This window comes from Terriglobus sp. (genome assembly GCF_965201105.1).
In the GTDB taxonomy this organism is placed as follows: domain Bacteria; phylum Acidobacteriota; class Terriglobia; order Terriglobales; family Acidobacteriaceae; genus Terriglobus.
Genome location: NZ_OZ241741.1, coordinates 113,634 through 137,890, shown reverse-complemented (window position 1 = coordinate 137,890; position 24,257 = coordinate 113,634). Strand labels below are relative to the sequence as shown.

Here is a 24,257-nt window from a genome sequence, read left to right as displayed (position 1 = left end):
GGTAGCGCTAACGCAACAAAGCCACGCCACAATCCGTCAACAAGGAATATCTTTGCTTGCGGAGAACTCCCGATGCGCCCTTTTCTGCGTACACTCCCGCTTCTGCTCGCCGCGGTCCTTGCTGCGCAAAGCCCGGCACCCACGCCAGCCGGCGAACCGGCGCAGTCTGCGCCCGCTACCGTTCCACAGCAGCCGCCGGTCGCGCAGCCGACCGTCCCGGCACCGCCGGCCACCGGGCAACCAGCCCAGCCGGCCAACAGCAATCAGCCGCCCACCGCCACCATTCGCACCAGCTCGCGCCTGGTCATTCTCGACACTGTCGTGCTCGATAAAAAGGGCAACATCGTTACCGGCCTTACGAAAGACGACTTTCACGTGGTCGAGGAGGACTCGCCGCAGACCATCCTCAACTTCACCACCGCGGGCACCTTCACGCCGTCACCGGACCTGACCATCAACTCCACAGCCGACCTCGACCGGCTCGCGCCGCGAGCGCCCGTCAACATCATCCTGCTCGACGAGTTCAACACGCGGTTCGAAGACATGGCGTTTGCGCGCTATTCACTTAAGAAATACCTGCAGAAGCAGCCCGGCAAGCTCGACCAGCCGACCATGCTGATCGCCGTCTCGCTCCAGAAGTTTGAGGTGCTACATGACTACACGCAGGACAAAGACGCAATCCTCAACGCGCTCGATCATCACCTTGTCGCCTTCCCGTGGCAACTTCATAGCTTCACCTGGGTCTCCGAGCGATACGGCCAGGCCTTTACGACCCTGCTGCGCATCGCTCAGGCCACGCAGGGGCATCCCGGGCACAAGAATATGATCTGGGTCGGCCGCGGCTTTCCAACGATCGACTTCACCAGGGTTGCGCTCGACCAGCAGCAACGAGTCGAGAGCATTGTCCAGGAGGTCGTTAATCAGCTTCGCGACGCCCGCATCACCCTGTACACCATTGACCCCGCCGGCGTGCAGGCGAATCCGTACGCCTATGGCCAAACCGCGGCCGATTACGAGCCGTTCGGCGGCAACTACCAGTTCAACCGGCTCGCTCAGGCTACGGGCGGCCGCACCTTTTACGGCCGCAACGATGTCGACGCCGAGATCGGCACCAGCCTTCGAGACGGCAGCAGCTTCTACACCCTCACCTACCGCCCTACGGGCGCGGCCAACAATCCCAACCGCTTTCGGCGCATCCAGGTCACCTTCGATAACCCCAACTATCACGCCGTCACGCGTGAAGGCTACTACCCGCAGCGCGGCCCCGCCCGCTACAACCCGCAAGGCACAAACTACCGCCTCTTCAACGAACTTGCCGCGGCCAACACCGGCAACATGGTCTACGACGGCGTGCCGATCACCCTACAGGCCGACCCCAATGATCCTGACAGGTTCACCGTCCATGTGGATGCCCGCGGCCTGAACTGGACCATCGCTACGGAAACCGACCCGCGCCGCGCTGAGGTGATCCTGCTCGCCACCAGCTTCGACAAAAAAGGCAAGGTCCTGGGCGATGCCATCGCACGCAACATCAAGATCGCCGCTCCGCCTACCGTTCCCCCGAACGGCCGCCTCGAACGCGCCATCGACTTCAACGTCACCCTTAAGCACAACCCGCAAGCCGTCCGCGCCCGCTTCGTCATCCGCGTCGCCTCCACCGGCCGCATCGGCACCGTTGACACGCAGCTCCACCCGAATCAGCAGGCCACGGCCAAGCCCGCCCCCGCACCACCCACGGCTGCCGGGACGCCGAATGCAACGACTCCGTCCCCGACAACGCAGCCGTAACGAAAGCAGGCCCGCACTTCGCGCGAGGCCCAGTTCCGCACCTACACACTCATTGCGCACGCACCGGACCACTTCCGCACCCACCCAAGGTTGTCTTTTCGACCGGAGCGCCCACAGCTTCACCGTGGGCGCGCAGTGGAGAAACCTGCATTTTGCCCCGGCAAAGAGCCGCAGCGCCTATGCCTGATTCCCCGAGGCGTAGTGCCGCTCTAAGAAGAACGCAGATCCTTTGCTCCGCTCAGGATGAAACGCCTAATGATTTAGATATAAGACCTGAGTGGAAATGCTCTAGCCCTTGATGATCGGCGCATCAGGCCGCGATGCATACTCCGCCCACGACCCGTCGTATAGCCGCACCTGCTTTGCACCGCAAAGCTCCAGCCCTAGCGCCAGCACGGCCGCAGTCACCCCCGAGCCGCACGTCGTCATCACCGGCCGCTCCACGTCCACGCCGTGCTCGGCGAACACTGATGCGATTTCTGCGGCCGGCTTCATCCGCCCATCCGCCACAAGCTCTGTGTACGGAACGCTCAGCGCCCCTGGCATGTGCCCGCTTTGCAGCCCGGCCCGAGGCTCCGGCGCCGTCCCCGCAAAGCGTGCGGCACTCCGTGCATCCACCACCTGCTCGCCGCGCTCCAGGGCAGCTTTCAGTACGGCCAGTCCCGCGACCGCGTCACGATCCAGCACGGCATCGAACCGCGCCGACGCAGCCGGTACTTCTTCCGACTCCACCGGCAAGCCCGCGGCCTCCCATGCCGTCAATCCGCCCTGCAGCACGCGTACATCCGCCGCGCCCATCACCCGGAGCATCCACCATGCCCGTGGCGCGCTGAACACACCCACCTGCTCATACACCACCAGCGTCTTGCCGCCCTGCTCGGGACCGGCAGACGGCACGCCCAGCGCATCCATCTCGCGCCCAAACCGCTCCGGCGGCAGTAGCATGTGCGGCAGATCCGTGTCCGGGTCGCTCAGTGCTTCCATGTCAAAGAACACCGCGCCCGGCAGATGCTTCTCGACATACCGCGCACGCGTGTCCACCTTCGGCATCACTCCCACGGGCGGCAGCGTCGCATCCACCAGCAGCACCTCGCCCGAACCTAACCGCTCCGCAACCCACGCCGCATCCACCAGCAAGCTCATACCGTTTACCTTAGCCGACATCGCCCACGCAGATTCATCTTGACCGTACGGACCGCGCGGAGCATCCTCGCACCATCACCGGAGCGCACGACTATGCCCGCGGAACCAACTGCCCCCGCACCGCCCAACATCGACCAGATCAAAGCCGGCATGCGCGCCGCCTGGATGTCCGGCGACTTCGGCGTGATCGCGCGCACGGTCGAAAAGGACGCCGAAACCTTCGCTGCCCGCCTCAGCCTCGCCCCTGGCAGCCGCGTCCTCGACGTCGCCACCGGCACCGGCAACCTGGCCCTGCCGATCGCCCGCGCCGGTTGCACGGTCACCGGGGTTGACATCGCACCCAACCTGCTGGAACAGGCCCGCGCCCGTTCCGCCGCCGAACACCTCAGCATCGCATTCGACGAAGGCGATGCCGAGGCCCTGCCCTACCCCGACGCGAGCTTCGACTCTGTCGTAACCATGTTTGGCGCCATGTTCGCACCGCGGCCAGACCGGGTCGCCGCCGAGTTCGCCCGCGTCCTGCGCCCTGGCGGCACGCTTAGCATGGCCAACTGGACACCCGGCGGCTTCGCCGGCCAGATGTTCGCCGCCGGCGCAAAGCACGCGCCACCGCCGCCCGGCCTGCCCGCGCCCGTGCTCTGGGGCGACCCCATCACCGTTCATCAGCGGCTGGATGACGCCTTCGAAAACGTTCGCACTGATCTGATCCAGATCAGCTTTGACATGCCCATGAGCGCTGCCGAAACTGTCGACCACTTCCGCCGCTACTTCGGTCCGACGGCCACGGCTTTCAAGCGCCTTGACCCCGCCGGCCAGCAGGCGCTCGAAGCCGACCTGGTCGCCCTCTGGTCCAACGCCAACACCGCGGCCGACCCTGACCACCACATGCTGGTTCCCAACGAATACCTGCAGGTCACGGCGACGCGGAAGCAATCATAGGACCGTTCTTTACCGTCCTTTGCGCTTCCGCTGCTTCGCCTCTGCCGAGCGTTGCTTGTTCGATTTCTTGCGCGGATGCGCGATCTCCTCCGGCACCCACGCCGGCAGAGCACTTCGGCTGCTTTTGCCGCTGTCGCGCTTTCCAGCGGAACGGGTATCGCGTGCCGCCGCTGCCGCCTGGGTTGCGTTTGCCTTTTTACGCGACACAAACGCCTTGGTTCCCTCCGGCACAGCATCCGCGCGACCGGGCTTCGCCACAGCCTGACCCGCCTTCGTCGCGCTCTTCGTCGCCAGGTTTGGTTCGTCATCCACTACCGCAAACTGCAGACGCCGGTTCTCCCGGTCGATGCGGTCCAGCAACACGCGCACCGGCATGCCCGGCCGGTACACCACGCCCGTTGCGCCGCCCTTGATCTCGCGCTGCGTCTCGCGATACGTGAAGTGATCGCCCTGCAAGGTGTAGATAGGAACCAGCCCTTCCACAAACAGCTCGCCCAACTCCACAAAAAACCCGTACTTCGTCACGCTCAGAACGATTGCGTCGAACTCCTCGCCAACGCGATCCGCCATGAACTGCAATTTCTTCTGCTCGATTAGCTCGCGCTCCGCGTCTGCCGCCCGGCGCTCCGTCTCGCTGCACTCCTGCGCAATCGCCGCGATTTCGTCGTGCGCATACGGCGGCGCAAGCCGTTCATGGCCATCGCGATTGCCCCTGTTCCCTGTTCCCCGCTCCCTGTTCCCTTTCTCGTTCTCCACCAGGTTTTTCGCACTCTGCGAAGCCGTCTCCTCCGCCCCGCCAGTCGGCAGAGCCCCCTCGCGCAGCAGCGTCTTCACCACCCGGTGCACCACCAGGTCCGGATACCGGCGGATCGGCGATGTGAAGTGCGTGTAACTCGGCGCTGCCAACGCAAAGTGCCCCTCGTTGTCCGCCGAGTACTTTGCCTGCTTCAGTGACCGCAGCATCAGGTAGCTCAGAATGCGCTCTTCCGGCTTGCCCGCAATCTGGGCCGTCAGCCGCTGGTACAGCTTCGGCGACACATCGATCGCGCCAACTACCTGATGGCCACGCGCCTCGCGATGCGCCGCCTTGCCGCGATCCCGGTCACGTTCGTTACGCCGGTGCGCTTCGCGCTTGTCGCCTTTTGTTTTGACCACCTGCACCGGCAGCGGCCCCACGCCCAGCGTGTAGCCGAACTCCGCCGCCTGATCCTCAAACTCAACGATCTTTTTTGCGTCCGGCTGCTCGTGAATGCGGTACATGCCGGGCACACCCTGCCCCTCGATCCAGCGGGCCACGCACTCGTTTGCGCACAGCATGAACTCCTCAATCAGCCGGTTTGCCCATGCGCGCTCACTTCGCACCACGCCCCGCATCGCGCCACGCTCGTCGAACTCGATCACCGCTTCCGGCAAGTCGAAATCGATCGATCCACGCCGCACCCGCTTTCCGTTCAGCCGCTTCGCCAGGTCCAGCATCAATTCGAAATCCGCCACAAACGGCGCGTACTCTTCGCGCATCGCGGCGTCGCCGTCCAGGATCTTCTGCACCTTCGTGTAGGTCATCCGCCGCGCGGAACGGATCATGCTTTCGCACAACTCGTACCCCAGCACGTTGCCGTGCGAATCGATCTGCGCCACACAGCTCAGCACCAGCCGGTCCTCCTCCGGCCGCAGCGAACATTCGCCGCTGCTCAGCTCCTGCGGCAGCATCGGAATGGCGCGGTCCGGAAAATAAACCGAGTTTCCGCGCAGCCGCGCCTCCAGGTCCAGCGCAGTCCCGTCCGCAACGTACTCCGCAACATCCGCGATGTGTACCTGCAGCTCAAACGTGCCGTCCTCGAGCGCCCGCACCATCACCGCATCGTCGAAGTCCTTCGCCGTCTCCCCATCGATCGTCACAATCGGCAGCCCGCGAAAGTCCTTTCGCGCCATCTCTGCTGCCTGTGCCCTGTCCCCTTGTTCCCTCTCTTCGGCGAGCAGCGCCGCTACATTCCATTGCGCCGCATCCTGCGCCTCCGCCAACACCTCCGCCGGAAATACATGCGGCAGGTGGTGTTTGCGGATCACAATCTCGACGTCCACGCCAAACGCCTGCGGATCGCCCAGAATTTCCATCACCCGCCCGCGCGCCGGCGAATGCTCTGTCGGGAATTGCGTGATCTCCACATCCACGGCCAGCCCGTTCAGGTCCTCGACCGTCCCATCCCAGCGATGCTCCTGCGCCATTGCCTCCTCGCCCAGCGTCCTGTGTGGGGTGATCGCCGCCGCTGGCAGGTCGTTCTCATCCGGGATCAGCACCACCCGCGCCACCCGCGTGTCGAACGGCACGACAAATGCACTGCGTCCGCGCGGATCATCCGCCTCAAACAACAAAGTCCGCCCGCCCCGCGACCCCGCCGCATGAAAGATGCCCACCACCGTCGGGTTGCGCCGGGTCAGCACGCGCACCACGCGCCCGGCTCTCCGCCCCTCCCGAGTTGGAGACCCGGCATCCACCAACACCTGGTCGCCCTGCATCGCGCCATTCAGCTCATGCGGTGGAATGAATACATCGGAATCCTGGCCCTCGGCACCGGCCGGCCGCACAAACCCGAAGCCATCGCGGTGCAGCGACAACCGGCCGGCAATCAGGTCATCGCGACGCCCCAGCGATTCCCGCTGCCGCCCACGCACCCGCGCCTGCATTTCCGCCGCAAACCCGCGCCGGCCCTCGGCACCCAAGCGCCCCGGAACGGCCGCGGCCGCACCGAAGCTACCGCCACCAGCCCTGTTCCTTATTGCCTGTTCGCTATTCCCTGTTCGTGGCAGCGCCCATTGCTCCCGGTCCACCTTCACCACGGCGCCGCGTGCGGTCATCTTCGCCATCTGCTCCAGCAGCAACCGGCGCTCGCGCCCGCCGCCCAGCCCCAGCTCGCGTACCAGCTGCTTGTAACTCGCGCGTCCGCCGCTGCGCTCCACCAGCCGCAACAACTCCCGGTCGGTCTGCGGATAAGGATGCCCAGACATACCCTGAGCATACCGCCCGGTCTATCCGGAACCCCTCTGCCAAGCTGTACCGCGCCACAGCGCGAGCGCATCGTATTCATGAGCATCGTATTCAAGACATGAGCACCGCGCCCAGCAACGACCCCAACGCGAAGAGCGTTCCGCCTGACCCCGGCGGACGCAGCCGCTTCCTCGTTCGCGGCATAGCGATTGCCTGCATCGCGCTTGCCGTCATCGCGGTGGTGTTGCTCATCGGCTTAAAACAAACCGCTCCACCGGCCAAGCCGGGCCAGCCCAATGACGGCAGCGGCAGATCCTCCGTGACCGCTCCAAAGTCGCCGCGGCCCAGCCCATGCCTCGCGTAAAGTGACTCCCCACTCAGGTGTACATCCTGGTCATTTGGGAAGTGTCATCCTGAGCCAAGCAAAGTGCTTGCACCAGAAGTGCTTGCACCAGAAGTGCTTGCACCAGAAGTGCTTGCACCAGATGAGGGGAGCGCAGCGGTGTCGCGCCCCTCTTTTCGCGATGGCCGAATAGACACTCACCTCCGGGTATAGTGAATGTACAATTTAGAACCAACCCCGTCCCAGGAGACACCATGTTCTTTCGCCTTCGGCGTCCTGCACGCTCTTTTTTGTGGAGCGTCGCCGCGCTCTCGCTCCCGCTGGCACCCGCGTGCGCTCAAGCGCCCGTTTCTGCATCCGTTGCCGCGGCCAACAAAGCGGAACTCGTGGATCGGGTTCACGAGTTTCAGGGCAACACGATATGGTCTTCCAAACTGATCGGATCCTTTAACTGGAACTTGTCGGAGGCGGCGTGGAAAGTCATGCTCAGTGCGGCAGGTGTAAACGGCGTCGCTTTCTTATCGAAAGACGCGGGTAATTACATCAAAGCCCACGGGGGCGGCGATTTGGATAGGACCGAGGACTCCAACAACGGCGACCGCAAAAGCGCCCAGGGCCAGATCGACCAGATGATCGCGCAGTCCAAAGACAAGTTCTCGTTCTCGATGGAGGCGACCCAGCCCAGTCTTTCGCCCGCCCAGAGCAGCTTGATGTTGAACTATCTGGCCTCTGTCGCTGGATTCATTGACCGAGGCGACTGGACGCCGCGTGGCGGACACGCCAACATCAAATTGCAGATCAGCTCCACGGCCAAAGATGTCGCGGTGATCACCTCCAAAGACGCGACCGATTTCACCATCGTTGCTCCACTCAGTGAACCCTCCGACTGGGGCGGAAAAATCGAACGGGGCCTCAAGCGCGGCGGGGAATGAAGCGCGCCCGAACAGGCTATGCCGTCACCGCCGCCATCCGATGCGCCCGCGGCGACCGTCCATGCACCTTCTTGAACGCCGTGCTGAACGCCGCCTCCGACTCATAGCCCACCTCGTTAGCGATCGTGCCCACGTTGCGTTCCGTGGACCGCAGCCGGTCCGCCGCCACATGCATCCGCCAGCCCGTCAGGTACTCCAGCGGGCTGCGGCCCACCACGAACTTGAACCGCGCCGCGAAGCTCGACCGCGACATTCCCGCGACCCGCGACATCGTCTCCAGCGTCCAGCGCCGGGGAATATCCCCGTGCACCGCGCTTAATACTTCGCGCAGTTGCGGATCGCGCAGCGCGACCAGCCATCCCCGCTGGGTCGCGTCCTCCAGATCCAGCGACCGCGCATACAGTCGAAATACCTGAATCAGCATCAGGTGTGCCAGGTGGTCCACCGCCAGTTCCTTTCCCGGCTGCCGGCTACGCAACTCGCGGTCGAACTGGTCCAACGACCACCGCAGCACGTCCGCCTCGCTGCTGTGCGCCCGCACCGGCACCACCGCCGGCAGGCTGCTCAGCAACGGGCACGTCTCACCCCGCTCAAAGTGAAAACGCCCACCAACCAGGTAGCTCTCCTTGCCCGTACCGCACCGCGCAATGCCGTCCGGGTCCAACCGCAAAGCTTCCTGAAACGGCGCGGGCGTCTCTTCCGGACCGCTCAACAGCGCAAACGGTTTGCCCTTGGTCAGCAAAAAGCAGTCACCCTCGCCGAAAAACCACGGCGTCGGCTCGCCCTCCACCCGCAGCCAGCAGTGCCCGCGCAGCATCGCGTTGAACTTCAGCCCCTCATACTGTCCAAACGACACGCCCCACGCGCCGCCCGCCTCCATCATGTGCAGGGCGCTCGTATGCGACCGCATCAACGACAACGCTTCCGAGAGTGGTTCCATGCAACTCTGGATGATCGCGAAAGCATACAGGATGCGGAAGTATGGATCGTACAGCCGCCTCCGCCTAAGGTGAAGAGGGTTGGCGCGCGAGAGATGCTTCTACCCCTCCGCCACGCCCCCAAGGAGAAACCAACATGCTGTTCTTCATCGCAGGCATTACCGGCAACGTCGGCGGAGCCACCGCACGCCATCTGCTCAAGGACGGCCACAGCCTCCGCGCCCTCGTCCGCGACGCCACCAAAGCCAAGCCGTGGGCCGACCAGGGCGTCGAACTCGTTAAGGGCGACTGGAACGACACCGCCTCCCTCACGAGGGCCCTCACCGGCGTCGACGGCGCGTACCTCATGATGCCGCCCACCCAAACTCCCTCGCGCGACTTCCGCGAAGCGAAGGCCGTCATCGCCAGCTACCAACAGGCCATCCGAGAGGCCAGGCCCAAAAAGCTCGTCCTGCTCTCCTCCTTCGGCTCCGAGCAGACCAGCGGCATCGGCCTCATCACCTCCACCCACCTGCTCGAAGAAGGCGTCGGCAATCTCGGCATCCCGACTGCCGTCATGCGCCCCGGCGGTTTCTTCGAAAACTACACCGCCCAGGTCGCGCCAACGCGGCAAAGCGGCACGTTGTACAGCTTTTACCAACCGGTCGAGCGCAAGCTCCTGATGACCGCCACCGCTGACATCGGCGCGGAAGCCGCCAAACTGCTCACCTCTGAGTTCACCGGCAAGCGCATTGTCGAGATCGGCACCGAGTACTCACCCGCGGACATCGCCGCCACCATGACAGAGGTCTTCGGCCAACCCATCACCGCCCAAGCCGTTCCCCGCGACCACTGGTCCGGCGTCCTGCAGCAGTTCGGTTTACCCGCCGAACACACCTGGGCCTACGAGGAGATGATCGAAGCCATCAACTCCGGCCACATCCACCACAACGTCCCCGGCACCGAGCCCGTTCCCGGAACCATTACTCCCACCCAGTTCTTCCAAGGTCTCAACCGGTAAGGAACACAAAACAGTGCTGAACAAGGGGAGCAGCGCGCGGGCGAGAGCGCGTGGCTTCTCTGGCTCGCCCGTTAAGCAGCTTCAACGCTATGCCTTTTTCGCTGACCTTAATGCCTTCCACTGTTCAGCAAGCACCCTACTTTCGCCCGTACGCTTTCACCATTCCGGTGCGGTCATTCTTCACTGCAAACGTGCCATCGCTGTGGACCACGAGTTCCAGCATGTTTCCATCCACCCCGGGCGGGTTCGCGATGAACGCCTCGGCCGTATTCTCCTTCGGCCCCGCTTTCAGCCCTTCCTCGCTGGTGTGCAGCTGCCACAGCGTCTCCAGACCTGGTGCCTTCCGGTACACATCCAGCACCGGAACGCTGCCGCCCTTCGTTGCGCCGTTGTCCATGATTGCCACGCGGGCCTGAATCGCATTGACAAGCGCCGCGCTGCTGCTCTGCTCCCATCCGTGGTGCGACACGACATCAATGTCCACCCCACCAATCCGGTTTGCCGGGCACATCAGGTTGCGCTCGCGGTCTTTTGTCAGGTCGCCCAGATCCAGAATGCGCGTGCCCGCAAACGTGATCATCACGCCCAGGGAATGCCCGTTCTCTGTCCGATCCTCGCGCGGAATCGGCTCCTGCGCGCAGTAGCGATTGATCGCGCCACCGCCCGGCAGATCGCGGTTGATCACCGCTCCATCACTGCTCAACGCAACCACGTCCAGCCCCGGCACGGGCAGCCGATCGCCGGCTTTCACACTCACCCGGCGCGCATGGCTGCGCTCCAGCTCCTGCAGGTACGCTGAAAAAATCTGCTGGTTAATGTCGACCCGCTCGTACAGGTTGCCGTGGTCAAAGTACGTCCCTACCGGAATCCGCTGTGCCAGTTGCGGCACGCCACCCACATGGTCCTCGTGGTAATGCGTGATCAGCACGAAGTCGATCCGCCGCAGCCCCGCTGCCCGGGCCGCCGCCGCGATTCGATCGGCATCGCGCCCGTTGTGGTCTTCCCAACCCGTGTCGATCAGCAGGCTCGTACCCTCCGGCGACACAAACAGCGTCGCCTGCCCGCCCTCCACGTCCACAAACCAGACATGGAGGTCGCCATCACGTGCAAACGCACCTGTTCCAGCTTTGGCAGCAGCTCCGCGCTTTACGCCCTGGGCACCGTGGCTCGCCTTCGCGCCTGCACCCGGAGCCTGCGCCCCAACCGCACCTACAAACACCAAACAAGACGCACTCAGCAGCAAAGCAAAACAACTCTTCATAGCGCAGAGCAGAATAGCGCGCCCGTGTCGTCGCATGCACAGCCGATTCCAGCAAGGTGAAAATTTGTGCGGATTCTCCGCCGCCGGAAGCACCTGGGCGTGCTTCTGAGAGGAACTCGGCAAGCAGTGCACAGAGAACGCAAACGCTCGCATGCCCGTCCACGCTGCCGCGCAGGTGCGATGTCGCACCCTGACAACCCACCACTCGCAACACCGGACACGTCCGCCGGCATCCCAACGCGCATGACCGACGAGACGACCCACCTGCCCGCCGAAACCGGTACCACGCGCCGCAGCTTTCTGCAGACCGCCGCCACCGGCATGGGCACGCTCGCCGCGCTCACGGCCGCACCCGGTCTCGCTGCCCAGCAGAATCCGAACGCCCAGAACAAGGTCCAGCTTTCCCCCATCAACAACACCGCCACGGAACAGTCCTCCAAGACGCCCGGCCCTTACCTGCCGCCCGGCCGCCGCGTCGGCTACGCCATTGTCGGCATCGGCCGCCTCTCGATAGACCAGATTCTGCCCGCTTTTGCCACTTCGAAATACTGCAAACCCGTCGCACTCGTCAGCGGTGATCGCAACAAGGCGTCCAGGATCGCCGCGCAATACGGCATTCCCGACTCCAACATCACCGACTATCAGAATTACGAGCGCCTGAAGGACATGCCCGGCGTCGAAGCCATCTACGTCGTCCTGCCCAACTCCATGCACAAGGAGTTCACCGTTCGCGGCGCCAGGATTGGCAAGCACATCCTTTGCGAGAAGCCGATGGCCACCAGCTCCGCGGACTGCGAGGCAATGATTGCCGCCTGCAAGCAGGCCAACGTCCGCCTGATGATCGCGTACCGGCAGCAGTACGAGCCCATGAACCGCTTTCTGCAAGAAACCGTGAAGGCGGGCAAACTCGGGAAAGTCCGCTCCGTTATCGCCTCCCACTCCCAGAATGAGGGCGATCCCACACAGTGGCGCCTCAAGCGCGCCCTGGCCGGTGGCGGCTGCCTGCCCGACGTCGGCGTCTATTGCCTGAATGGCACCCGCTTCCTCACGGACGAGGAGCCGGAGGAGGTGACCGCGATGACGGTTCAACCCAAGGACGACCCGCGCTTTGCCGAAGTCGAGTCACGCTGCTCCTTCCTTCTGCGTTTTCCTTCCGGCATGGTCGCGACTCTTACCTGCGCCTATGATGTCCACCACTCCAGCTTTTTGCGCATGGAAGGCACCGAAGCCATGGCCGAGATGGACCCCGCCTTCGGCTATCACGGCGCCAAGCTCCGCTTCAGCAAGCTCGGCGAGGCTGACTGCTTCGGCATTGCCGGAACCTCCGGCGACCCCAAGGAGCGCAAAGAAGTCGAATTCCACCCCGAGATGCCCGACAAGGACCAGTTCGCGCTCGAGATGGATCACTTCAGCCAGTGCGTCATGAACAACCGCCAGCCCCGAACTCCAGGCGAAGAGGGCCTCCAGGACCAGCGCATCATGGACGCCATCTACAAATCCGCCGCCACCGGCCACACCGTTCGCATCCCTCCACCCAACGGCCCCACCCGCGGCCCCCTGCCCGAACAAAATGGCTAACGGGTCTGGTTGGTGCTGCTGTCGAGCCTTTGCTTGAGGGATTTAGTCACACCCACGCAAGCAGGCTAATCCATCTCGCGATCGCGAGGCAGATCGCCTCAACACAGTTCAGCCTCTCAAGGTCACGACGCAAAGCTCAGCCGCAATCCCACATCAACTTGCGTCTTCCTGCTCCATGAACTGCTCACGCCTGCTCCAGACAAGGGGCGTACCGACACGAAATGAAAAGGCCCGGATCCGAAGATGCGGGCCTTTCAGGTGCACGTAAATTGACGTTTAAAAGTTCAGCTTTAACCCGAACTCCGCCTGCCGCGGCGCACCCTGCGAAAAGGTGCCCGCACCCCGCAACAACCGCTTGGATGCCAGCACTGGAAAGCTGTTCGTTCCTGTGATGTATCCCTGTCCCGCTGCGCCGCTGTTCACTGCTCCACCCGCGGTCGTCGTGTTCTGCAGCACACCCGAGAAATTCGAGAAGTTGCTGAAGTTGCCGACGTTATAGAAGGCAATGGAGGGCTCAAGGCTCAAACCCTCGCGCAGCTTGCTCAAGCGGAAAGGGTATGACACGTTTATGTCGACGGAGCGGAATGCTGGGTTGTTGGAGGCACCACCTCCAGGAACTTGTGCAATCGGCTGAATCACGCCCTTCAACGTTTGCAACTGCCCCAGCGTGAACAGGTTTGAGTTGATCAGCGCCTGACCTGCGGGTGTCGGTCGTCCTGCGTACGTCCCATTGAAGTTACTAATGTATCCAGCGACGCTGTCACCCTTCACACGATGCATGTAGTCGCCCGGGTTCGTACCCGGAGCGATGTCACCTGTGGTTCCATCTCCCGTGATGTCGCTCTGGAAGATGTTGCCGCTGGCCAGGCCCGCGTCCAGCGTCAGGTTTGCGGGCTGCGCCGAGAAGAAGTGCCCGATGATGCCGATCTGCGGACCATATTTAAAGGTGAAGGAACCGCCGAACGAGACCTGGTGCTTGCGGTCTAGCGTGTTTCGGCCCACGTACCGCGTCGGGTTGTCGTTGTCGTACGCCGCCGAGCTAAAGAATTCGTCACCACCACCACCACCGCCGGTCGAATTCAAGCTGGACACGACACGAGATAGGTTGTAAGAGATCTGCACATTCCCGCTATCGACGAACTTGATCGGGTTCCGCTTGCTCTGGCGATACACCACTTGCAATGCGTCGTATCCCGACCGGCCCGTTGGGCGTATGAAGCTACCGGACCCCAGATTCGGGTTCAGCCCTGGGAACGCCGCCGGGGTCGTCCGGCCTGCGTACGTGTAGTTGTTGCCAGAGGTGTAGTTGGCGCCAGAATCCAAGCCCACTCCTGAGAACGTGGTGATGCTTGCACCACGCGAGATGGCACAAGCCACCACTGCTTGAGGGTTGCTGTTCGCGCACGTTGCATATGGCGTCGTATTCACGCCACCCACGACGACAATGATTCCAGGAACACGATTGATCGCAGACACGGCGTTCGCCTGATTGAAGGTGCGGGCCGCGCCAAGACGATTCAGGTCCGTCGTCTGACCAATCTTGAGTGCTGCATTGTGGATGTAATCCGCGCTGATCACGGCTCCGGGGAACAGTTCACGCTGAATACCGAAGTTCCACTGCTCGGAGTAAGGCTGCTTGTACTGCTGACCGAACGTACCGCTCAAATTGACGCGTGCACCCGCATAACTCGCATTTAAAGCCGGATTGTTCGAGGCGTTGCTCTGGTACGCCTTCGACAGAGCCGCAAACTGCTTCGCCGCCTGACCAATGGTCTGGTTCTGACAAAGCGTTTGAAGCCTCGTTCCATCGGGAGACGCGTTACTGACGGTACCGTCCGCGTAGGTCACACTAAAGGCGCTGCAGGCGTTAGCTACTGTACTGTAGCCGAAGGCTTGGCGCACCAACGGACCGCGAGCGTTCGTCAGGTTGTTGAAGACTGCGCTCTCGTAAAAAATCCCAACCCCCGCACGAAAGACCGTCTTGTGATTACCCGGCGCATAATTTATGCCTATCTGCGGCGAGAAGTTTCCGTAGTTCTGACGAACGCGCCCGGTGAGCTCTGGAGAGAAAAGTGAACTGATCGCTGTGGTCGAGGACAGCCCGTTGCACACATATGCGACGTTCGCAAACAGGTCGCCGCAGGTGACGGGATTCAGGTCGTTGTTTTGCCGGTTCGTGTCCATGGACCAGCGCAGACCGGCAACGAACGTGAAGTTCGGTGTGACCTTCCAGCCGTCCGTCACGTAACCAGCAGCGCGCCACGACCTGATACCACCAACTGGCTGGTCAAAGCCGGGCTGCTCCGTTGCACCGCCAAAACCGTTGCTGAACGTGATGCCGCCCGTACTGTTGTACCCGTTAATCGGATCAGACGGACATGCCGCCGCGCCCACAACGCCGCCGCAACCCAGTGCCTGCGGGTTGTTCGCTGTCACGACGCCGCCAAGCAACGAAGCTGCCGACTCCGTGATACGCGGTGCCAGCCTGTAAAAAGCTGCTGCGCCGCCACCCAGGACGCGGTTCATCGATCCACCGAAGCGGATGTTGTGCGCGCCGCGCGTGTAGGAGCCGTCGTAACGGAGCTGTTTATCGGACTGATAGGTCGCCTGGGGTGCGTTCACATTCGGTCCAAACGCCAAATTCTGCGCGGTGAAGCGGACCGCAACATTGCCGAGCGGGTTGTACACGCCGTTCTGTGTGGCATCGCCGATCAGGTTGTGAAATTTCTCGTACCCACCGCGGAACGAATGCGTCAGCCGGCCACTGCTGAAGTCAGCGCCGAATGCCAGTCCGTACGTGTTGTCACGGTTTGCGTACACCGAATAGTTGGTCCCGGTAATGGTCGAATCATAGGTATAAAGGCCGCGCGCGAAGTAGTGCCCGCCAAACGGTCCCGTGTAGTCCAATCGTCCCACGCTGTAGGTAGCTTTGTATGGAGCATTCACCGTCGGGTTCGCTTGCGAAAAAGCAGTGTTCGAAAACAGTGAGCCGAGGTTGTTCGGCGCGCCGCTTGCCTGCTGCGTGCGCTCGCCATTTGTGAAGAAGAACAGCTTGTCCTTGATCACCGGACCGCCGATGCTCACACCGTACTGGTTCCGCTGAAATATCGGCGGAACTTTTACGCCCGCCGCATTTGGCGTGCTGTTCGGATTGGCATACAACGCACGCTGATCCTGAAAGTTGTAAAAACCCTGCCCGTGCAGTGTGTTCGTGCCCGAACGGGTTGATACCAACACCTGTCCTTGCGAGGTAACTTCGCCACTCACGTCCTGGGTCGACCGGTTGAGTTGGAACTCATTCACCGAGCCTTGGGACGCCACCACGATCGTGGTGCCTACGTACTCATCCGTAATGTCCGAGCCGTCCAGGATAATGCGGGTTGTGCGTCCGGACACGCCATTCACGGAAATACCGGTGTAACCCGCCTTGGTCGGGTCGAACACAGTCCCGTTCTGCAGTTGCACGCCCGGCTCGATCTGGGCCAAATCCAAAAAGTTACGCCCGTTCACCGGCAGTGCCGCAATTTGTTCGCGCGTGATCACGTCCGACACGCCCGGCTGGTCCGTGTTGACCTGGACCGCACCCGTGCTCACTTCGACGGTCTCTGTCGACTGCCCCACTGTCAGCTTGAAATTGCCAGGAGTTGCGGTTCCCGTCAGAATGCGCGTCGTGACCTCGGTGCGCTGAAAACCCGGTGCTGTAATCAGTAGCTTGTAGTCGCCCGGGTTTAGTGGTCCAATCACGTAATAGCCCGCGCCGTCCGTGTGCAGGGTACGCGTCGTGCCTTGGTCTACGCTCCGCAACTCGATTTCGGCGTTCGGCACGATTGCCCCGGACGGGTCTGTAATGGTGCCCTGGATTGAACCGCCGTTGACCGAAACAGCCTGGCCGTAGAATGCTGCCGGGGCTGTAACTGCAGCGGTGGCGAGCGATACCGCAAGAACAAACTGCCTCATCTTCGTACTGCCTCCAAAAAGTCCCTGCGCGGCAGGGTACATCGCGGTACTTGGGTGCAAAACGCTCCAGGCCACTCAAGTCATCAGGTGCCTTGGGCGCATTCACACGGCTGAAATGTAGGTGTTCCTCCAACATTGCCGCATGTGTCAATTGCTGTCAAGCATGGAACTGAAATAGTTTGAAACCAGGAAGCACACCAGTACGTCTGTAGCGTGCATTCCCGTAATCGCGGGTGACGGGAGTGCAATCCCGCTCCGTTCACGCAGAAGGACCGGCACAGAAGACCCGGCCCATAGAATGAATGCAGCGCGTTAGCGGCCACAACCCGCCCGCGCCCAAGCCGCCTTGCACGCCTCACCCGGACCGCCGCCGTGGACCTCCTGCCGCCTCAACACGACTTCTTCGGCTTCCTGCACGTCGACCTGAACAGTTTCTTCGCCTCGGTCGAGCAGCAACTTCATCCCGAATACCGCAATCGGCCCCTCGCCGTCGTGCCGACGTTTGCCGATACCACGGTCGCCATCGCCGCCTCCTATGAGGCCAAGGCACTCGGCATCAAGACCGGCACCCGCGTCGGCGACATGAAGCAGATCTGCCCGGAAATCCTGCTGGTCCAGGGCGACCATACGACCTACGCCGAGTTCTCGCACCGCATCCACGCCGCCGTCGAACGCTGCTGCCCCGTCGCGCACGTCCCCTCCATCGACGAGGTCACCTGCCAGCTCATCGGCCGCGAGCAGGACCCGCCCCGCGCGCGCGAGATCGCCTTCGCGATCAAGCAGGCGATTCGCGACGACGTCGGCGACACCCTGCGCTGCTCCATCGGCATGGCGCCGAACCGCTACCTCGCCAAGATCGCCAGCGATATGCAAAAGCCTGACGGCCTGATCGGCCTTCTGCCGTCACAGCTCCCGCGCTCGCTGGAACCGCTTGAGTTGCGCGACCTGCCCGGCGTCGGCGCGCGGACCGAGCTCATGCTGAACCAGAAGGGCATCACCACCATGCCCCAGCTGCTTGCACTTTCACGCGCGGAGATGCACACGCTCTGGAACTCCGTTTGGGGCGACCGGCTCTATCACTGGCTGCGCGGGCACAGCACCGGTGATGACGGTGCGCCAGTTCCCCGCGAAACGCAGCAGTCGCTGGGCCACTCCCACGTGCTCGCCCCCGAGCACCGCACGCCCGAAGGCGCCTGGGCCGTCGCCCACAAGCTGCTGCACAAGGCTGCCATGCGCCTCCGCATGGAACACTTCTGCGCCGGCACCCTCTCCCTCACCATTCGCTATCAGGTCACCCGCGTGAATGGGGGCAGCGATTCTTTACCCGAGCCGGGAACCCACTCGTATACCAGCGAAACAGTTTCAGTCCCTGCGGAGAGCAATCGAAAGCTGCGGCAGCATCACTCCGGCATACAGCACCACAACTGGGGCATGGAAGCCCGCTTTCCCGCCACACAGGACACACTTTCTCTGCTGGAAGCGCTCCGCGAACTCTGGCAGCAGCAGCCCACCAGGGCCGGAACGGGCCGCCCCTTTTTCGTCGGCGTCACCCTGAACCGCCTGACAGACGAACGCGCCCAACAGCCCGATCTTTTCCGCGACACCAACGCACGCAACGAGCTTTCGCGCGCCCTGGACCGCCTGAACCTGAAACACGGCCATACTACCGTGCATTTCGCAGGCATGCTCCCCGCTCGCGACTCCGCTCCCACTCGCATCGCGTTTACACAGATTCCTGTTCAGTACGGCGTCGATTACATGTAGTCACGACCCAGCCACGGAACCGCGATTGCTTGATACAGGACATATCGCGCCATTTCAGAATTCCAGTCACCGCGACCCAACTTGCCCCCACTCCGTTCGCTCTCAACAAGCGGGGCACGTTGCTGCAGGTATCGAACCGAAGGCGATCTCCCATACCCGTGTCTTAGACCGCAGCTCCTCTCCCCTGGTCGGACGACACTGCACTCCCGAAAAAGGACAAACTATGCAGGATGACCTCACCACCCTGGTGTGCCTCTTCCATCATGAAGATCAGGCCCAGGCAGCAGTTCGCGACCTGCGAAATGCTGGCATTACCGAATCTGCTATTTCCACCATTGGTGGCGACGGCTCCGGTGTCGACGCCCTGGACAAATCTGAACTCAGCTCGCTCGGCATGCCCGACCGTGACTACGACCGCCTGAAAGAAGGCCTTCGCAGAGGCGGCATCGTCGTCGCAGTTTCTTCCATCTCGGATCACGTCTCCAAAGTCGAGTCTGTCTTTGGGCAGCACCGCGCCGAAAAGATTGACGAAGCAGAAACCGGTCTCCGCGAACCGGCACCTCTGGCCGCCGCCGTACCCGCAGCGAGTGAAGGTGCCATTCCCATCGTCGAGGAAGACCTTGTTGTCGGCAAGCGGACCGTCGACCAGGGTGGCGTGCGCCTGTACCAGCGCGTTGTGGAGATTCCGGTTGAAGAATCGATTCAGCTTCGCGAAGAGCACGTGAACGTCGACCGCATTCCGACCGATCGCGCCGTTACCGATGCCGATCGCGCCTTTCAGGAGCGTTCTATTGAGTTGACGGAGACCGCGGAAGAAGCCGTCGTCGCCAAAGACGCACGCGTCGTCGAAGAGGTCATCCTCAGCAAAAACGCCACGGAACACACAGAGACCGTGCGCGACACCGTCCGCCACACCGAAGTCGAAATCGACGAACTTCCCGGCACGGGTGCTACCGCCGGCAAGACGACAAGCACCTACTAGCCCGGAGGAAACATGGCTGATCGCGTAAAAGTTTACGAAGAAAAAAATAAAAAAGGCCTGCCCATCTGGGCATGGCTCCTGCCTCTTCTCTTGCTGCTCGCGCTGCTTGGCTGGTTCTTGCTGCGTCCGCATGCACAACCCGCGGTTCCGGTCACCCCCAGCGCAACGGCAGCGCCCCAACCAGCGGCAGCTGCGGCCAACGGCTTCCCTGATCTCGGTCAGGTCAAGTTCGCGACCGACCAGGCCACCCTCACCACAGAGGACCAGGCAACGCTCGACCGCGCTGCCGAGACCATGAAGAACAACCCCAACGTGCACCTTCGCATGGAGGGCTACACCGATTCGACCGGCGCCGATCCGCACAATTTTACCCTGTCGCAGAAGCGTGCCCAGGCTGTTGCGGATTACCTCAAGTCCAAGGGCGTCGACGGCAACCGCCTTACCGGCGAAGGCTTCGGTAAGAGCAACCCCATCGATACCAACGCGACCGATGCAGGCAAGGCAGATAACCGCCGCGTCGAACTCTTCTCACAACAGCAGTAAATGCAATAGGAGATTCTCATGTCGAAGACAGTAGTCGGACTTTTTTCCAGCACCTCCGCGGCCCAGGCCGTCCAGCAGCAGCTTGTTTCCAACGGAATTAGCAGCGGCGACATCCGCATCGCCGCCAACGACCACGCCGAGCACTATGGCGCTGGCGAGGGTGCTGGTGTCGGCGAGAAGATCAGCCATTTTTTTAAGAACTTGACCGGTGGCGATGACGATGCTCACTCGCACTACGCCAACGGCGTCAACCAGGGCGGCGCTCTACTGACCGTCAAGACCGATGATGATCAGGCTTCCGACGTCGCCGATATGCTTCGTGAGAACGGCGCCCGGAACATCGAGGGCGACACCGGCTCTACTTCCGGCAGCCGGGGCTATGGCGACACCGGCAGCAACACCGGCGGCTACACGACTGGCACCCAGGATTTATCCACCGGCGCGGCGGGTACCGGCGTCATCGGCACTGGCTACAACACCGGCACCGGCGGCGACTACACCACCACGCGCGACAGCGGGTATGACGCAACTACCGGTTCCACCGGTTACGACGCCTCGCGCACCGGCACCACTGGCGAGCAGGCCATTCCTGTCATCGAAGAAAACCTGGTTGTTGGCAAGCGCGAAGTGGACCGCGGCGGCGTTCGCGTCTACTCCCACGTGGTCGAGACGCCCGTCAGCACTGACGTAAACCTGCGCGAGGAGAACGTCCTGGTCGAGCGCCGTGCCGTTGACCGAGCTGCAACGGCGGACGACTTCGTTTCCGGCCGCACCATCGAACTGCGCGCGACCGGCGAAGAAGCCGTGGTCGGCAAGACCTCGCGCGTAGTTGAAGAAGTGCTGGTCGGCAAGAACGCAACCGAGCGTACCGAAGCCATTAACGACTCCGTGCGCCGCACCGAGGTTGAAGTCGAACAGATTCCCGGCTCCGATCTCCGCACCGATACCACCAACAAGTACTAACAACAGAGGGGAAGGCCGGCCTGACCGCCGGCCTTTCTCCGCTTCCACTGCATCGTTCAAGCGAGGCCCATGTTCACGCCGGATCCAGATCGCAACACCGCACCGTTCCTCGCAAACGTCACGCCCGGCCAGGCGGCTTCGGTCAACGTTCTTCGCACCTCCGGCCGGCTCGATCCCACGGCTCCGCTCACCGAGCTTCAACTCGAAGACGGCACCGTCCTGCGATTGCCCACTGCTCTGCTGCAGGAGAGACAGCGAATTGCCGCTCTGTCCGCCAGCGACGCACCGGCAGACGCAACGGACGCGTCGTATACCGGCACCGCAGGCCGCGCAGCCACGGAGCCGGGCCGCACCGTGATCCCCGTGATGCAGGAAGAGCTGCACGTGACGACCCGCACGCTTTCCACCGGGACGGTACGACTCGACAAGACCGTCCAGACCTATCAGACCGCGCTGGACGAACCACTTGCCGTTCGCACCTACGACATCGAACGCGTGGTGCTCAATCAGCCCATCGACGCGGCTCCAGGAACACGCCAGGAAGGCGACACCACCATTTACCCCGTGGTTGAGGAGCAGGCCATCGTTACCAAGCAGCTCATCCTACGCGAAGAGATCCGTGTCACCCGGCGCGACACCGAGCGCCGCGACCAGCAGACCGTCACCCTGCGCCGCGAGCACGTGGAGATCACCCGTAACCCCAACGATCCCACTGTCACCAGCTAGACACGCCGCACGCTTCCTCCGGTTTGTGCAAGGAAGAACTCTGGGCGAGCGTTTCGCGCCTCTTCTTATCTGCGCGCCGGATACATGAAGGCTGTACCGGACGGGCGGCGTAGAATCGATGCAGGAAGTGTGACGCATTGCCCAGTCGTCTGCATGCATCGCCGGAGTCGCGAGGAGCTCTGCCTCGTGCGTACGAGGCTCTCAGCAGTATTCTTCTGTCCTGCACGCTTCTGTTGATCGTGGTCATGCCGTGGACAGAGTACTTTTGGAATCCTGACGAGTTCTCGCATGGAGCACCGGACTTCGAGTTAGTCCTGCTGGCCGTTCTGACTGGCTTCTGCCTAGTATTGCTCCTGCTACAGCTCGGCAAACAGAACCGGCAGCTTATGATGAGCGCGAGAATCTGGCTGAGTTTGTTCCTTCGAGCGAAAGCTTTGATTCGAATGCACGTTGGTCTGATTGCACCAACCCGCGGCCTGACGCTTCCCAGTACCGCGCTTGGCAAGTACCGGTTGCCACTTCAAATCTGATATCTCGCTTTGGGACTTGCCTCGATTGGCCCTGGTCAATCTGTACACCAGACCTTTGAAAACGAACGTCTATGCGCGTGTCGTTGCGGGATAAAGAATGCAAACAACTGAAGTGCTGCAAGCCTGGACAACGATTCTGTCAGGTCGCGCCCCATCGCTCTCGATTGAGATCACGAAAGAATGCCCTTTGCGTTGTCCAGGCTGCTACGCCTTCGACGAAGCTCATCTTGGAAGTACCACGTCGCTTCGGCAGCTTTCAGACTTCAAAGGCGACGAACTGGTCCAGAAGATTTTGGCGCTGCTCGACGAGCACAAACCATTGCACGTTTCCCTGGTGGGAGGCGATCCCTTCGTTCGCTATCGCGAGCTGGAGCAATTGATCCCGCAGATTGAGGCACGTCGCATCCACACACAGGTGGTGACCAGCGCCTTCCGGACGATCCCGGCTGACTGGCAGAAATACGAACGGCTCAATGTAGTCGTGTCAATCGATGGGCTGCAACCTGAACACGACGAGCGGCGCAAGCCCGCAACCTACGAACGCATCTTGAAAAACATAGCCGGGTCGAAGGTGACGATCCATTCGACGATCACGGCACAGATTGCTTCGCGGCAGGGCTACCTGGAAGAATTCCTCGCCTTTTGGAGCGCCAACCCGGCGATCCGGAAGATCTGGTTCAGCCTCTTTACTCCGCAACGTGGCGCCAGCGACCCAGAGATACTGTCCCCGGAACAGCGATTGATGGTGATGGAAGATCTGCGCCGCCTTCGGCCCATGTTCCCGAAGCTCGATATGCACGACATCGTGATCGACGAAATCGCTCATCCGCCGAGCAGTCCCGCGGAGTGCATCTTTGCCAGAACTACGGAAACCATCTCCGCCGATCTGAAGACCAAGATCACTCCATGCCAGTTCGGTGGTGATCCCGACTGCGCTCAATGCGGGTGCATCGCATCCATGGGACTTGCCGCGGTAGGGCACCACAGAGTCATCGGAAAGCTGACTGCGGGCCACCTCTTCATGGCATCAGACCGGTTCGGCAAGAAATGGAGATCTCTCAAGCAGAAGATTGCGCAAAAGAAGGCGCCCCCACCGGAACCCGCACTGTTCCAAATCTTGCAGGCGGAGGCCAGGAGCAAAGCCCGCAAGGGGAGCAAGGCATGAATATGACCGCGTCGGACCGGGAACTGGTATGCCGCCGGGAGATCGTCCGCTACAGCCGGCGGCTTTCTCAACGTGGATTTATGCCGGGTACTGCGGGCAATCTTTCCGCGATGATCGATGAGGCCCGCATTCTGGTAACACCGACAGGAGTCTGTAAAGGGCTCCTGAAAGCGTCCGACCTGGTCATCGTCGATCTTCAGGGCAACTTGCTCGAAGGAACACGCGGCGTGACGAGCGAGCTTGGTATGCACCTGACGATTTACCAGAACAGGGCTGACGTCCGTGCTGTCGTTCATGCTCATCCTCCCATATCGACCGCTTTTGCGTGCTCCAGCTGTGCACTGGATGAGTTGCTATGTCAGGAATCGGTGATGACGGTGGGACCTGTGCCTCTTGCTCCTTATGCCACAACTGGAACGAGCGACGTAGCCACCAGTCTCGCTCCGTTCCTCTGCGGGCACGATGCGATTTTGCTGGAAAATCACGGGGTCGTTACATACGGCAAGACCCTTACAGAAGCTCTTCTGAACATGGAAACGGTCGAGCACATCGCCCAGGTTGCACTGGTGGCGCACCAACTTGGGAGACCTCGTCCGTTACATCCGGAGCAGGTGCAGCAGCTGAGGGCTGCCCGGAACAGGTACCTGGATGCAGCCGGACGGGAGTGAGCAGTGCAGCAGCCTTATACGGAGGTTGCGTCAGCAGAGAAGATTTCGAGG

Annotated in this window: 18 protein-coding genes; 13 read left to right on the top strand and 5 right to left on the bottom strand. The window is 62.1% G+C overall.

Translation table 11 applies throughout. The annotated features are described in order from the left end of the window. Nucleotides 1-72: 72 nt before the first annotated feature. Nucleotides 73-1,788, top strand: coding sequence for a VWA domain-containing protein (locus tag ACOFKT_RS00565; RefSeq protein ID WP_419805505.1), 1,716 nt, complete (start codon nucleotides 73-75; stop codon nucleotides 1,786-1,788). 288 nt (nucleotides 1,789-2,076) lie between these two features. On the opposite strand, the gene sseA is transcribed toward ACOFKT_RS00565, so the two are convergent. Beyond that, entirely contained in the window at nucleotides 2,077-2,931 is an 855-nt protein-coding gene (gene sseA / locus ACOFKT_RS00560; protein ID WP_419805504.1) for a 3-mercaptopyruvate sulfurtransferase, read from the bottom strand. 93 nt (nucleotides 2,932-3,024) lie between these two features. On the opposite strand from sseA, the gene ACOFKT_RS00555 reads away from it, so the two are divergent. Then, nucleotides 3,025-3,870, top strand: coding sequence for a class I SAM-dependent methyltransferase (locus ACOFKT_RS00555; RefSeq protein ID WP_419805503.1), 846 nt, complete (start codon nucleotides 3,025-3,027; stop codon nucleotides 3,868-3,870). A 9-nt stretch (nucleotides 3,871-3,879) separates the two neighbouring features. On the opposite strand, the gene ACOFKT_RS00550 is transcribed toward ACOFKT_RS00555, so the two are convergent. Then, nucleotides 3,880-6,876, bottom strand: coding sequence for a ribonuclease R family protein (locus tag ACOFKT_RS00550; protein WP_419805502.1), 2,997 nt, complete (start codon nucleotides 6,874-6,876; stop codon nucleotides 3,880-3,882). Nucleotides 6,877-6,974: 98 nt separating this feature from the next. On the opposite strand from ACOFKT_RS00550, the gene ACOFKT_RS00545 reads away from it, so the two are divergent. Together ACOFKT_RS00545 and ACOFKT_RS00540 are read left to right on the top strand one after the other, a co-directional pair. After that, entirely contained in the window at nucleotides 6,975-7,220 is a 246-nt protein-coding gene (locus tag ACOFKT_RS00545) for a hypothetical protein (protein WP_419805501.1), read from the top strand. Between the two features lie 233 nt (nucleotides 7,221-7,453). Then, nucleotides 7,454-8,131 (top strand): hypothetical protein, encoded by a 678-nt coding sequence (locus ACOFKT_RS00540; RefSeq protein WP_419805500.1) that lies wholly within the window; start codon nucleotides 7,454-7,456, stop codon nucleotides 8,129-8,131. A gap of 16 nt (nucleotides 8,132-8,147) precedes the next feature. On the opposite strand, the gene ACOFKT_RS00535 is transcribed toward ACOFKT_RS00540, so the two are convergent. Continuing rightward, nucleotides 8,148-9,071 (bottom strand): AraC family transcriptional regulator, encoded by a 924-nt coding sequence (locus tag ACOFKT_RS00535; RefSeq protein ID WP_419805499.1) that lies wholly within the window; start codon nucleotides 9,069-9,071, stop codon nucleotides 8,148-8,150. Nucleotides 9,072-9,205: 134 nt separating this feature from the next. On the opposite strand from ACOFKT_RS00535, the gene ACOFKT_RS00530 reads away from it, so the two are divergent. Further along, entirely contained in the window at nucleotides 9,206-10,069 is an 864-nt protein-coding gene (locus ACOFKT_RS00530; protein ID WP_419805498.1) for an NmrA family NAD(P)-binding protein, read from the top strand. A gap of 136 nt (nucleotides 10,070-10,205) precedes the next feature. Here the strand turns inward: ACOFKT_RS00530 and ACOFKT_RS00525 are convergent, their stop codons facing one another. Beyond that, nucleotides 10,206-11,288 (bottom strand): ComEC/Rec2 family competence protein, encoded by a 1,083-nt coding sequence (locus tag ACOFKT_RS00525; protein ID WP_419807193.1) that lies wholly within the window; start codon nucleotides 11,286-11,288, stop codon nucleotides 10,206-10,208. Nucleotides 11,289-11,510: 222 nt separating this feature from the next. Here ACOFKT_RS00525 and ACOFKT_RS00520 point away from each other — a divergent pair, with 222 nt between their 5' ends. Further along, nucleotides 11,511-12,908: a Gfo/Idh/MocA family protein gene (locus ACOFKT_RS00520; RefSeq protein WP_419805497.1), complete on the top strand. Its 1,398-nt coding sequence runs from the start codon at nucleotides 11,511-11,513 to the stop codon at nucleotides 12,906-12,908. A 276-nt stretch (nucleotides 12,909-13,184) separates the two neighbouring features. On the opposite strand, the gene ACOFKT_RS00515 is transcribed toward ACOFKT_RS00520, so the two are convergent. Further along, on the bottom strand, nucleotides 13,185-16,865 hold the full coding sequence (locus ACOFKT_RS00515) for a carboxypeptidase regulatory-like domain-containing protein (protein ID WP_419805496.1): 3,681 nt from the start codon (nucleotides 16,863-16,865) through the stop codon (nucleotides 13,185-13,187). A 372-nt stretch (nucleotides 16,866-17,237) separates the two neighbouring features. On the opposite strand from ACOFKT_RS00515, the gene ACOFKT_RS00510 reads away from it, so the two are divergent. The 7 genes from ACOFKT_RS00510 to ACOFKT_RS00480 all read left to right on the top strand — a co-directional run bounded on the left by ACOFKT_RS00510 (nucleotide 17,238) and on the right by ACOFKT_RS00480 (nucleotide 24,206). Further along, nucleotides 17,238-18,629, top strand: a complete 1,392-nt coding sequence (locus ACOFKT_RS00510) for a DNA polymerase (RefSeq protein ID WP_419805495.1) — start codon at nucleotides 17,238-17,240, stop codon at nucleotides 18,627-18,629. A 223-nt stretch (nucleotides 18,630-18,852) separates the two neighbouring features. Continuing rightward, nucleotides 18,853-19,611, top strand: coding sequence for a YsnF/AvaK domain-containing protein (locus ACOFKT_RS00505; protein ID WP_419805494.1), 759 nt, complete (start codon nucleotides 18,853-18,855; stop codon nucleotides 19,609-19,611). 12 nt (nucleotides 19,612-19,623) lie between these two features. Continuing rightward, nucleotides 19,624-20,154: an OmpA family protein gene (locus ACOFKT_RS00500; protein WP_419805493.1), complete on the top strand. Its 531-nt coding sequence runs from the start codon at nucleotides 19,624-19,626 to the stop codon at nucleotides 20,152-20,154. Nucleotides 20,155-20,172: 18 nt separating this feature from the next. Next, nucleotides 20,173-21,117 (top strand): YsnF/AvaK domain-containing protein, encoded by a 945-nt coding sequence (locus tag ACOFKT_RS00495; protein WP_419805492.1) that lies wholly within the window; start codon nucleotides 20,173-20,175, stop codon nucleotides 21,115-21,117. A gap of 69 nt (nucleotides 21,118-21,186) precedes the next feature. Next, the gene (locus ACOFKT_RS00490; RefSeq protein ID WP_419805491.1) at nucleotides 21,187-21,843 is read left to right on the top strand and encodes a YsnF/AvaK domain-containing protein; all 657 of its coding nucleotides are present in this window, start codon (nucleotides 21,187-21,189) and stop codon (nucleotides 21,841-21,843) included. Nucleotides 21,844-22,470: 627 nt separating this feature from the next. Next, nucleotides 22,471-23,538 (top strand): radical SAM protein, encoded by a 1,068-nt coding sequence (locus ACOFKT_RS00485; RefSeq protein WP_419805490.1) that lies wholly within the window; start codon nucleotides 22,471-22,473, stop codon nucleotides 23,536-23,538. Next, nucleotides 23,535-24,206, top strand: a complete 672-nt coding sequence (locus ACOFKT_RS00480; protein WP_419805489.1) for a class II aldolase/adducin family protein — start codon at nucleotides 23,535-23,537, stop codon at nucleotides 24,204-24,206. The genes ACOFKT_RS00485 and ACOFKT_RS00480 overlap by 4 nt, the downstream gene beginning before the upstream one ends. Nucleotides 24,207-24,257: the final 51 nt, after the last annotated feature.